Below are 12536 nucleotides of genomic sequence, written 5' to 3' on the forward strand. Positions count from 1 at the left end.
TCCCGTTCCCCTCCTGGGAGGGGTTAGGGGTGGGTTCCGATTCCCGATTCCCGTTGGCCCATTGCTATCAATCCCGACAAGACAAATAGTGATACCAAGGCTTGGGTGGGCTAGTGGTATCGGTAGGGAAAGAGGTGAGAATAATCGTACCATCGGGACCAGTCATCCAGCCTTGAGCTTCTACAATCCGTTTGCGCTGAGACTTCTGTTCGGTCGAGGGAGCGTTACTGTCATTGTTATCAGTTTCAGTACGGGTTTTATCCTCTAGAGTCACCCAATCAGCAATAATAGTTCGACCAATAATCGGGTCGAGGGGACTGGGGGGAATGCCACCGCGTCCAGTAACGATAAATTCACCAAGTTGATCTTCTGAGATTTTGCCACTTCTCGGACAGCTAGCAACAATCAGTGATGATAGATCACTGAAATTGCTCGGTAGTTGATCTAATCCCCGAGAGGGGTCAAGATTACCGGTGTTGATGGTAACTATTCCTTGTGGACCAGACTCAGAACTGGCATCAATATCATTAGTGCGATTTCCATCAATGGCTTCACGCTCCTCAATCAAGCGGACATCTTCGGCATCAATGGTGATCTCACCACCTTGTCCCTGTGCAGCTTTGGCAATGATATCGCTACCATCAGGACCAGTTGGGGGAAAGGCAATTAAGACGTCGGTATTAATAGTAATGTTGCCACCCTTAGCTTTTTCGGAAGCCTCTGCGGAGATTAGGCTTTCGTTAAGCATCACTATTGAGTTTGATACGTCTAGTGTGATATTCGCTCCATCTTCGCCTCTATTCAGTTGAGTTTCAGCTAAAAGTTTTCCCTCGTTAAGCAACAGGGAATTAGCTGTAATGTTGAGATTGCCAGCTACCCCTTGCTCACTTGTGACTGTTATTTCCCCTCCATCCTCAACCTTGAGGGCATCAGTATCAATTGTTATAGTACCGGCTTCACCAGTAGCTGCCTCTTGTGCAGCGCTGGAAATAACTCCACCATTAACAGTTAGTGTCTTACTGTTTAAGTCTATAGGTCCACCGTTACCATTATTACTCGTGCTAGCATCTATGGCCCCGCCATTAGTGACAGAAATGGAATTAGCGTCAATTTGAATCTTACCACCGTTGCCCTCTGTTGATTTAGAATTCACACCAGTCAAGATCCGACTAGGTTGGTCATTAATACCAACTCCGTCTATTAACACCTGATCACCAACGGAAATGATCACATCCCCACCATCTCCCTTGGCTCTAGATTGAGATTCTAACTTAGCCCCTTGAGTAATCACCAATGAACCTTCTGTAACCGTGATGCGGATATCGCCACCATTGCCTTCGCCATTATCTCGAACATTCGTAACTATGGCACTATCTACTGTATTGTTATCGTTGCCCAAGAAAACTACTCCGTCAAATAAAACGCGATCGCGAGCTATTATTTCCACATCACCCCCGTTTCCTTTGCCACGGGTTTCGGAAATTATCTCAGCACCGTTAGTAAAGGCAACTGACCCAGCATCAATCAATACGTTACCACCGTCGCCCACTGCTTGATCTGTAACTCGAGTGAAGATAATACTTGAAAATGAATTACCGTTTTCATTAGTAGCAACGCCATCAAAGATAACGTCATCCTCAGCAAAAATTGATATGTTGCCACCATTTTCATCGGTCTTGTCACGATTGCCTCGGTCATTGATATCAGTGCTTAATTGACCACCATTGGTCACAAAAACTGACTTTGCCTTGATGGTGATATTGCCACGACCACCTTCAGCTTGTGATTGGTTGCTATCGTTTTGTTCTACTTTATCCTGACCAACCCGAGAGCGCAAACCGCTGGCTACTCTAGTATTACTTGCTACCCCGTCAATGGTAACTGTATCGCGAGCTGTTACAGATATATTGCCGGAATTTCCTTGTCCGAGGGTGTCAGCTACGAGTCTAGCACCATTTTTGATAGTAACTGATTCCGCATCAATGGATATATCTCCTGCGTTGCCGATGCCGTCACGATCCACTCTGGTCGCAATCGAGTTAACGCTCTTGTCAACGACAACTTCATCCTTAGCAATAATAGTTATATCACCACCATCTCCCTGTCCTACAACCCTCGACTGCAAGAAAACATCATTGACAAACAAAGAGCCTGTGGTAATGGAAATACCACCACTATTACCGATAGCGTTTTTTTCTATGATGTTGAAAACTCTAGTAATTTGACCATTTGCTGGTTGCCCTTCAAAGGTGACTGTATCATCAGCAACAATGGTCACTTTTCCAGCATCAGCTTGACCAAAGGTACTGGTTTCGATCTGAGCACCCCCTGTGGCCAACAGTGACCCAGTATCGATAGTGATATCCCCACCTTTTTCGATACCAAAGGTATTGCTATTAATGAAACTTCCATCAAGGGATAGTTGTTCATTGGTAATCAAGGTAATATCCCCTGCCGTCCCAGAAGCGGAAGAGGTATCAATGCCTGAATCGCTTATGTCAATTCCCCCAAGATAATCAATAAAGACCGAGCCACCATTCCCTGAAAACCTCTGGTTACTCCGATCTACCTCACGCTTATTGGTGACTACGGTACCGTCACCAGTCAGAATTGAACTAATTTTAAGGGTTTCACTAACTAACGATGGGTTAGGTTGATACTGGTTGGTTAACAATACCAGTCCATTGGGAACATTAATCGAGACCTCACCAACTTTGATATTTGCACTAGTAGCAGCACTCTCAAAGTTAGGGACAAAGTTACCACTATCGGTATTTCCTGGAAAACCGCCGAGTAATGTCCAATCTATGCCAGCCCGGATATCTAAGGTAGGTTTGTTACTGCCATCAATCACTACAGAGGTTCTCGCTTCGTCGGACAAGGTGACATTAGCTAGACTAGCCAAGAACGGATTGGAGTTACTAGGGCTAATGGCATTATCCCCGGTATCGGTAGAGTTAATTTCGATGTCCCCAACGGTAACACTACCTCCTGCCAAAATATGCAGTGATGCTCCGGTATAGTTTCCTAAACTGACATCCCCATTGGCCAGAATTATCGGATCATTGGGACTGATGAAATTCCCTGGGTTACCATCCAACTGCTCAATGATGATATTTCCGCCAACGGTATAGTTAGTATCTCCTGCTATGGCATTATGCGAACGCAACCGTAAATCGGAACCAACAAATAAACCGCTATCGGAATGGTTCTTTGCTGCAATAGTAATTGACTGATTTCCCTGGATTACCAACAAATCACCGGCATTGGCCACAAAGGGTTGCGCTACACTATCGCTAATGGTGACCGTATCTTCTGCCAACAGAGTCAAATTCCTACCAGCTTCGAGTTGACCCTGTAAATCCAGGTTGCCAGCCGCGAGAGTTAAATCTTTTCCTACTGCTAAATTCCCAGCATTTGTAATGGTTGTCCTGGGGTCATACTTACCATACTGCAATCCTGGAGTAATATTAATCGTTAACAGTGGCGGAGCTTGTGGGGATGTGGCACTAAATTCTAGCCCATCACCAAATACCAAACTATTAGCAGTAGACGCAAAAAACGAACCAGCTACATCTAATCTCGCCTGGGCTCCAAACACAATACCATTGGGATTTAGCAAAAACAGATTTGCTGCACCATCTACTCCCAAAGTGCCTAGAATATTGGATAGATTTCCCCCGGTTACCCGTGTTAAAATATTCTCGATTCCAGAGGGATTAGCAAAATAAACCCGTTGCAGTTCCCCAACATTAAATTCCTGGAAACTGTGAAATAGGTTAGCACCTCGTGTTGCGCCACCTTCGATCACATCCCCAATTTCTCCTCGGACAGTGGTATTAGGTATCACCACAGAGGATTCATTACCCAAAGTCCCATCCGGAACAACCATGTCGGCCAAGGCATAGTCGGCCAAAACACAGTTTCCCGAAATGGCTAAAGTTACCCCACTTAGGGTCAGCGATATTGCCCTGACCCTTGCTGCAGTGGGGGTGAGCGCAAACTTTCCTGCTGCCATATTCAGCTTCAAGTCATTGCTTGAGATAACATTTCGGTAATTATAGCCTTGGTATTTGAGATGTAAATACCAAATTGCCAAAAAACCTTGGATACAGCTGGGCGCGGGGAGTGTGGAGAGTATGAGGAGTGTGAGGAGTTTGGGAGTTTTATTAGAATTTCTGCCTAATTTCATCGATTGAGATGCACCCAATCCCAATATACCATTTAAAGCTATCAAAACCCAGAATAATTTTGAATTTTGAATTTTGAATTTTGAATTTTGAATTTTGAATTTTGGCCAGGGGTACTAGTCAATCACCCAAAACCCATTTTTTCGCCAATATTGTTCCAACAGTGCTTGCTCCAAATCCTGAGATTCAATCAATTCTTTAGTTACCAAAATTTCTCCTAATTTTATCCCAGTTAAAGACTGAATTTCAAGGGCTGTATTGAGTTGAATAGGAGAAATAAGTCGTTTACGGACTAGAATTTTACCAAGTTGCATGACAGGGTGCTTTTGTTTGAAGTAATAATCGAATATTGGTCATTAGTCAATTTCCAATTAACTTTGGAAAAAGGAAAAAAGACCAATAAAATTTGACAAATGATTGTTATAGCAATTCTACGACTTGTGAGGTACGGCTATGAACCTCAAAGTCCCGCTTATTAAGGGATATTTAGGAAAATTTTGTACCTTATGGGATATAGAAACGCTATAAATGAGTTAATCAATGGATGCCGTTGGCGAGGCTTGCCAATCGTGCATAGTCTTTGAACAACCCATTAGTTAATCAGGCGCTTTGTGAAAATTTATGAAAAAAGCAAAAGTAAGAATTCAGGACTTCTGTAGTGACCCTATCTGTAGGGTGCGTTGTTAACGTACCCTACTACTTGTAGCGTTTAGTGCCCAGTTTTGTGTCAGTCCTGAACCGGAAAGCGCACCTGCAGTTAACTTTTGCCAATGCCATTGCCCCTAGCCCTATACCATTCACTACACAGGCTTAAGTTCATCACCGTGAGTGAAGGTCGTGAATTTTGGCTATTATCTTTTGATAATCTGCAATTTTACCCTTTTTTTGATAAATTTCCGCTGATTTTTGAAAATTTGCTAGGGCTTCTTGATGCTTTCCTAATTCTCGAAGGCACATTCCACGGTTGTCATAGGCAGCAGCATGGTTGGGGTCAATCTCAATTGCTTCATTCAATTCCAGAATGGCTGCTTGAAATCTGCCCACCACTACATGGCTAATTCCTCTAAAGTAGTAAAAATTAGCACTTTGAGCATTGCTTTCTTTTGGCTGCTGACGTGGCTTAAAAATTCCCATTGGCTTATCCATTGCTACTTTAATTATTAGGTAGCTACAAACTACTCAGGAGCTACCGATTTAGATGTTATTGACCAATCCCCAAGCATCCCGGCTTTTGGGCATATAAAGATGAGGGTTGAGTCTGGCGTAGTCTGTCTTTGAATACTGGTTCACTGAAAAATCTTGGGCTTTGCTATCAAACCTGCCATAGATTTAAGTCCACAGCTCATAGCTAAGGTCGGTTTCAAGCGACTCCAACCCTTTATCCCTAGCGGGATAGCAGCGACACCATAGTTTGTAGGAGTTTTGTCAGTCAATCAGCTCTGAATAACACGTGAATAACAATAGAGGTAATAACCTCTATTACACTTAACTACCAGTACGCTATGTTATCAGGGTAGAGTGAAAAATCTGTGAACAGAGAAAAAGGTAATTAGGTCGGCTTTCCGCATCTAATTATTAAATTCGCCACGGGTTGCACCTGAAAACTAACAGACAAAAGAAAACGACTGCACAATCCAAGGGAGTTATAAGCTAGGCAGATAGCAAGTTCAATGCTGTAGGCACCCATGCCACCCAATATAGCAGTTCTCAATTGGGTTCGGGAATCGGGAATCGGGAAAAACTCCTGTATAGCTAGCTTTGGATAGAGATTTGGATTTTGACGAATCACAGTCCTAAAGCTGACAGTTTCAGGATTAAGAGTACCCACAAGGGTACTGTTAAAACCTGAAAAAGCTACGAAACTAGAGGAAGTTGATTAAAGCTTGTTAATTGGAGAGTTCTAAACGACAGCTATGTCAGGATTCAGTCTAGGGCTAACGGGCTAGTTGAAAAGCTACCCTTGTCAGCTATCAGCTGTTGATAGCTGAATACTTACTAATCCTTACTATTATACCTTCAATCAGTAAGTTAATCACTAATTTAATCCCTAACTATTCTGAGGAAAATAGAAATGAGAGAGTTCAATACATTAAGCTTAATGTTAATTATTTATCTGGTTATTTTTATTAGCATTAGCCCTAGAGAAGCCAACAATTTTGTTCAATTTATCAATGAAGCTTGGTGATTTTATGCCTATTTAAATTCGATTTACTTAGAGCTGATTTGTAAACTCGCACTAAACCTTGTAGGATAAGGCTTGGGCTAAACTAGAACATTTGAACTATTTAATACCCAAAAGAGAATCATAGCAAGGTTTTCAGACTTATTCATATTTCCTTTACAAATTAGCTCTCAAAGTTCAAGAAGACTTTAACTAAAAGATGCAAGCAATGCTATACAGTTACTGAGGGAGCATGTACAATTCGCAGAACAAATGTACTCAAATGAGTGATAACTGCTACTGAAGCCCAGAACACACTATAGTTCAAGGGTTTGTAGTTCAAGTGTTCTTACAAAATCGACCTGCTCCCAGACTTCGTGATGCAGACTCTATCGATGTATTGACATAAAGAGCACTATGACCAACAATATCTATGCACTGCTGGTAGGGATTGATGAATATCGTCGTCCTATTTCTCCTTTGAATGGCTGTGTCAATGATATCCTAGGAATGCAAGACTATTTGAAAGGGCGGGTCGCTACAGATGGATATCAACTACACATCCGCACACTTTTAAACCAAGATGCTACCCGTCAGGGAATTATTGATGGTTTCCGGGAGCATTTGTGTCAAGCTAGCAGTGAAGATGTAGCTTTCTTTTACTACGCGGGACATGGCGCTCAAGAGCAAGCCCCAGAAGAGTTTTGGGAAATAGAACCAGAGCGATTGAATGAAACCTTAGTCTGTTATGACAGTCGCCATGACGGCGTTTGGGACTTGGCGGATAAGGAGTTAGCCAAGCTAATTTCTGAGGTAGACGAGAAGAACCCCCACACTGTTATTATTTTAGACTGCTGTCATTCTGGTGCTGGGACCCGTGGCGAACTAGAAGCAGAAACAGGAGTTCGTAAAAGCTCCACTAACCAACGCCAGCGACCCTTGGATAGTTTTATTTTCGCTTTGAGTGAAACTGACAAATTATCAGCTGAGGTCAGCCCCGAAAAAAATCCTAGTGGTTGGAGTTTGCCCAAAGGAAAACATATCGTCCTATCCGCTTGTCGAGATACTGAGACGGCGAAAGAGTACAACGGCGATGGGCAATCAAGAGGTGCCTTTTCTTACTTTTTGCAGGATACCTTGAACAAAGCCAATGGCAGCCTGACTTATCGAGACTTATTCAAGCGTGCCAATGCCCTAGTCCGCTGTAAGATCAACGGCCAATCTCCCCAAATCGAAGCTACGGATAATAGTTATTTAGACCAACCTTTTCTCGGCGGTGCGATCGCTAACCGCACACCCTACTTTACTGTCTTCTATGACAAAAACCACGACTGGGTGATTGATGGTGGTGCGGTTCACGGCATTCCTCAAGCTGTTCGAGACCAGACCACAATACTGGCATTATTTCCCTTTGACACCCCTACAGAGCAACTACGTGAACTCTCAACGGCAGTAGGTGAGGCAAAAATTGTAGAAGTAATGCCCCAGCTCAGTACAATTCAAATTAGTGGTCTTGGGGATTTAAATCCCGAAATGACCTGGAAAGCAGTCATTACCAGTTTGCCCCTGCCACCGAAAGGGGTTTTATTGTCAGGAGAACCAGCTGGTGTAGAATTAGCCCGTACCAGCCTACTCAATACCTCTAACAATCAGCCTTCGTTGTATGTTCGGGAAGTGGCAACCCCAGAAGAAGCCGAGTTTCAGTTACTGGCTCGTGATGGACACTATTTAATTACACAACCAGCGGATGACCGTCCTCTAGTGGCTGCCATTTCAGGTTACACCAATGCCACTGCCTTGCAGGCGATTGAGCGATTAGAACATATCACCCGTTGGCTGAATATCAGTGAAATGGCTAGCCCAGCCACCAGCCGCATTCGCCCCGATGCCGTGCAAATCTTGGTTTACCAACAGGATGGGTCACTGTTACTAGATACTGACATTCGCCTGGAATATAAACAGGAAAATGGCCGGTGGCGATCGCCCCGATTCAAAGTTAAGCTGAAAAACACCAGCGATGAACCACTGTATTGTGCTCTGCTGGATTTAACCGACCGTTACGCCGTCTCATCTGAGTTGTTAGATGGGGGCGGAATTTGGCTGGAGCCAAGTGGGAAAGAGGGAGATGAAGCCTGGGCTATGGGCGGCAAAGCTATTGTTGCTTCAGTTCCCAAACGACTATGGGAAAAAGCGGGGATTACGGAAGTTAAAGATATTCTCAAACTGATTGTTTGCTCGACGGAATTTGATGCCACTTTGCTCGAACAAGGAGAACTTGACTTACCTAAACAACGTCTTGTCCATACAAGCCGTCGCGGTAATGGTACCCTCAACCGCTTGATGAAAAAGATTCCCACTCGTGACCTCTCCAGCCAAGACGAAGAAGACGAAATCTATGATGACTGGTTTACTAGCCAAATTAGCATTACTACCGTGCGTCCTCTACACACAGCTGAAATTAGCAGAGGAGATGAGTCAGTTTTGCCGGGAACAAATGTGAAATTAACCACAGATTCCGAATTCATAGCCAAGGCACGGCTCAGCACTATCCCCCAGTCAACCAGGGATTTAGGTAATCATATCTTACCACCGATACTGCGGGAAGACCATCCGACCATTAATTCCTTTGAGTTTACTAGCAGTCGGGGAACGGATCCCGGTTTAAGCGCCTTGGAATTAACAGAGGTGGAAAATCCGTCAGCGGTTACACCCAACAATCCCCTGAAAGTGATTGTTGATCGACCCCTTGCTTCTGATGAAGAACTATTACCCATTAGCTACGATGGGGAGTTTTTCCTGCCTTTGGGACGGGCTCGGTCTACTCCGGAGGGCAAAACGGAGATTTTACTGGAACGCTTAACAGAACCAATTAGTGAAGGTAGCCGCAGCTTGGGGGGTTCGATCCGAATTTTCTTCCAAAAAGTAGTGTTTAAACAACTGGGGCTAGAGTTCACTTACCCAATCTTGGCAGCAGCGGATGTCACTTCCTCTGGAGAGGTTAACTACACAAAAGAGGTTGAACAAGTCAAGTCCCAGGTTGCCCAAGCCCAACGCATAGTCCTTTACGTACACGGTATTATTGGTGATACCGAGAAGATGCTGCCCAGCCTCCGCTCCGCCCAGGTTGAGGTGGATGGAACAGAAAAACCTCTGGGAGAACTATATGACCTAGTACTCACCTATGATTATGAGAATATCAATACCTCAATTGTAGAGAATGCTAAATTGCTCAAGCAGAGGCTAGAAGCTGTAGGGTTAGGGGAGAACCACGGTAAAACCTTGCACATTATCGCCCATTCCATGGGAGGCTTGGTTTCTCGTTGGTTTATTGAACAAGAAGGAGGTAATCAGATGGTTGGGCATTTAATTATGCTAGGTACACCCAATGCTGGTTCCCCTTGGTCTGCAATTGAAGATTGGGCATTAGCTACTTTAAGTATTGGTTTAAATGGGCTGTTAAAATTTCCCATACCAGTACCAATGATGGGGACGTTACTCAAAACTATTAAGCAATTACCTGATCGAATTGAAACCATTGATATTTCCCTAGACGAGATGCATCCCACTTCTGAGTTCTTGGAAAAATTAGCAGCAAGTCCCGACCCCAAAGTACCTTACTCAATTATTGCTGGTAATACATCGATTCTTCCCGCCGCCCTGAAGGCAGAGCGAAATCAAGCCTCTAGTCCCTTAAAACGACTAATGCATAAGTTATTTAAGAAACCTATAAACCTGGCTTTCTTTGATCAACCCAATGATATCGCCGTAACAGTACAAAGTATAAAAAGCGTAGCTTCAGAGCGGAACCCACAACCGACGATTCAGGAAATTGGCTGCAATCACCTGGTATATTTTACTGATCCGGTGGGGTTAACTGCCCTCTCCCAGGCGGTGATTCAAGCTCTAGAAAATACATCTGACGTCGGAGCTACAACCACTACTGTGGCAAATCCTGTGGTTAATGATATAACTACTAATTCTCCAAAAAAAAACCAGTAAAATGGTTGATTTTGGGGGTAGTTGGGGTATTAGTAGCCGCTAGTCTTGGTTGGTGGATAGTAAAGTCATCCAATAATAGCCAACCGAGCTATCAATCTCAACCAAGCCAGAATCTACGTCAATGATCGTAAATTGCTTTCACCAGATCTTGCTCATGTTTAGCACAAACCCCGCCAGTTCCGGAGCACCGCTAACGGTTTCAGGATTGTCCAAAATCTCTGGTTTCTGATTAGGACGATAAATGTAAATTTTCCGGTTTTGGCGGTCGATGAACCAACCCAGGGATGTGCCATTGTCAAGGTATTCTTGCATTTTCTCTTGCAAGGCACTGAGTGTATCGCTAGCGGAACGTAACTCGATCACAAAGTCGGGGCAAATGGGGGCAAAAGAAGCTTTCTGTTCCTCCGTTAAAGCATTCCAGCTCTCCAGTTTAATCCAACAGGCATCTGGAGAGCGGATCGCTCCATTGGGTAAGGTAAAGCCAGTGCTGGAGTCAAAGGTTTCACCCGTACCGTCGCGATCAGCCCAGTTAGCCAATTGTTGAGAAATTTTGAGGTTCCGATTGCCTGTATCGGAAAAGACTGGGGGCATAATCACAACTTCTCCACTGGCGGTGCGCTCAATTCGTAGATCTCGATTGGCTAAACAGAATTCAGAAAACTGGGCGAGAGTCATGGGGATGATCCCAGGAAGATTGACCATCACAGGGACAGTTTGGGTTTGAATAAGTAGCGTCGTCATTAGTCAGAAGTCATTTGAGAATAATATGTTTGCTCGCAATCTCGCCTTGATCATTGGTATCAATAACTATACCAATGGCATTTCTTCCCTAAACACTGCCGTAAACGATGCCAAAAAACTAGCAGAAATTCTCCGCAAAAAGCATGATTACCAAGTTTGGGAATGCTTAGACGAAGTAGCCACTCTGTCCAACTTTAACAAATTTTTATCCCATACCTTACCCGAAGAAGTTACTGAAAATGACCGCTTATTATTTTACTTTGCTGGTCATGGCGTCGCTCTCAATGGGGATGATGGTCCGGCGGGTTACTTAATTCCTCAAGATGCCAAACTGGGGGATACTAATAGTTATCTGCCCATGACGAAGTTGCATGATGCTTTAATTCAATTACCCTGTCGTCATTTCTTGGGTATCCTGGACTGCTGTTTTGCTGGTGCTTTTAAATGGTCCAATACTAGGGATTTATTAACATGCCCAGAAGTAATTCACAAAGAACGATACGACCGTTTTATTACTGACCCAGCCTGGCAAATCCTTACCTCCTCAGCCTCGGATCAAAAAGCCTTAGATAACTTTACTTTAGATAGCGAACGCGGTCAAGTCGGTAATCATTCCCCTTTTGCTAGTGCATTATTAAACATCCTTGAAGGGGCAGCAGATATAATTCCTGGTGGCCAACAGGGTAAACCGGCTGGAGATGGGGTAATTACAGCCACAAAATTATATTTATATTTACGGGATACAATCGAAATTGCCACAGAAAAATGCCGTTTACGACAAACCCCGGGTATATCGTGTTTAAACAAACATGATAAGGGAGAATATATCTTTCTTTCTCCGGGACATGAACTTAATTTACCTCCAGCACCACCATTAGATAAGTCACAAAATCCTTATCAGGGTTTAAACTCCTTTAACGAGAAACATAGTTCACTGTTTTTCGGTAGAACATTACTAATAGAAAAGTTAGAAGATTTTGTCAAAGCTAATCCCTTTACAGTGGTGTTGGGTGCTTCTGGTTCCGGTAAATCTAGCTTGGTCAAGGCCGGATTAATTCCCAAACTACGGCAATCTCAGACCGAGAAATGGTGTATTTTGCCAACCCTCCGTCCTGGTGAGACGCCCTTGGAACTATTAAATAATGTGCTGACTGATGCTAAGTTACCAGGGGTAGAGCCACAAAACCCCCAGCATAATCTGGCAATCAGCATTGATGTTTGGGCAAAAAATCACCCCAACTCTAAGGTATTACTGTTTATTGACCAAAGCGAAGAAATAATTACACTCTGTCAAAACTTAGATCAGCGTAAGGAGTTTTTCCAACAGATACTGACAGCCATAAATGCCCATGGGGATAAATTACGGGTATTACTATCCCTACGGTCTGACTTTGAACCCCAAGTCAAGGATGCTGGCAAAAGGAGTGTCGGGGAAGAACTTAACT

At 43.7% G+C, this 12536-nt stretch carries 7 protein-coding genes; 2 read left to right on the forward strand and 5 right to left on the reverse strand.

Annotated features, from left to right (window positions below):
* Positions 1-67: 67 nt before the first annotated feature.
* The 4 genes from AC4II3_RS26515 to AC4II3_RS26530 all read right to left on the reverse strand — a co-directional run bounded on the left by AC4II3_RS26515 (position 68) and on the right by AC4II3_RS26530 (position 6018).
* Complete coding sequence (locus AC4II3_RS26515; RefSeq protein ID WP_490722938.1) at positions 68-4099, reverse strand: two-partner secretion domain-containing protein; 4032 nt, start codon at positions 4097-4099, stop codon at positions 68-70.
* A gap of 207 nt (positions 4100-4306) precedes the next feature.
* Positions 4307-4504 (reverse strand): cyclic di-GMP-binding domain-containing protein, MshE-related, encoded by a 198-nt coding sequence (locus AC4II3_RS26520; protein ID WP_488015241.1) that lies wholly within the window; start codon positions 4502-4504, stop codon positions 4307-4309.
* A gap of 505 nt (positions 4505-5009) precedes the next feature.
* Positions 5010-5336 (reverse strand): tetratricopeptide repeat protein, encoded by a 327-nt coding sequence (locus AC4II3_RS26525; protein WP_488015243.1) that lies wholly within the window; start codon positions 5334-5336, stop codon positions 5010-5012.
* Between the two features lie 403 nt (positions 5337-5739).
* Positions 5740-6018, reverse strand: a complete 279-nt coding sequence (locus tag AC4II3_RS26530; protein WP_488015245.1) for a hypothetical protein — start codon at positions 6016-6018, stop codon at positions 5740-5742.
* 750 nt (positions 6019-6768) lie between these two features.
* Between AC4II3_RS26530 and AC4II3_RS26535 the strand changes: the two genes are divergently transcribed.
* Positions 6769-10350: a DUF7379 domain-containing protein gene (locus tag AC4II3_RS26535; protein WP_488015247.1), complete on the forward strand. Its 3582-nt coding sequence runs from the start codon at positions 6769-6771 to the stop codon at positions 10348-10350.
* 138 nt (positions 10351-10488) lie between these two features.
* On the opposite strand, the gene AC4II3_RS26540 is transcribed toward AC4II3_RS26535, so the two are convergent.
* Complete coding sequence (locus AC4II3_RS26540) at positions 10489-11091, reverse strand: Uma2 family endonuclease (RefSeq protein ID WP_488015249.1); 603 nt, start codon at positions 11089-11091, stop codon at positions 10489-10491.
* A gap of 25 nt (positions 11092-11116) precedes the next feature.
* On the opposite strand from AC4II3_RS26540, the gene AC4II3_RS26545 reads away from it, so the two are divergent.
* Positions 11117-12536 (forward strand): caspase family protein (locus tag AC4II3_RS26545; protein WP_490722939.1); only part of this gene is annotated, 1420 nt, incomplete at its 3' end.

It is taken from the genome of Moorena sp. (genome assembly GCF_982860115.1).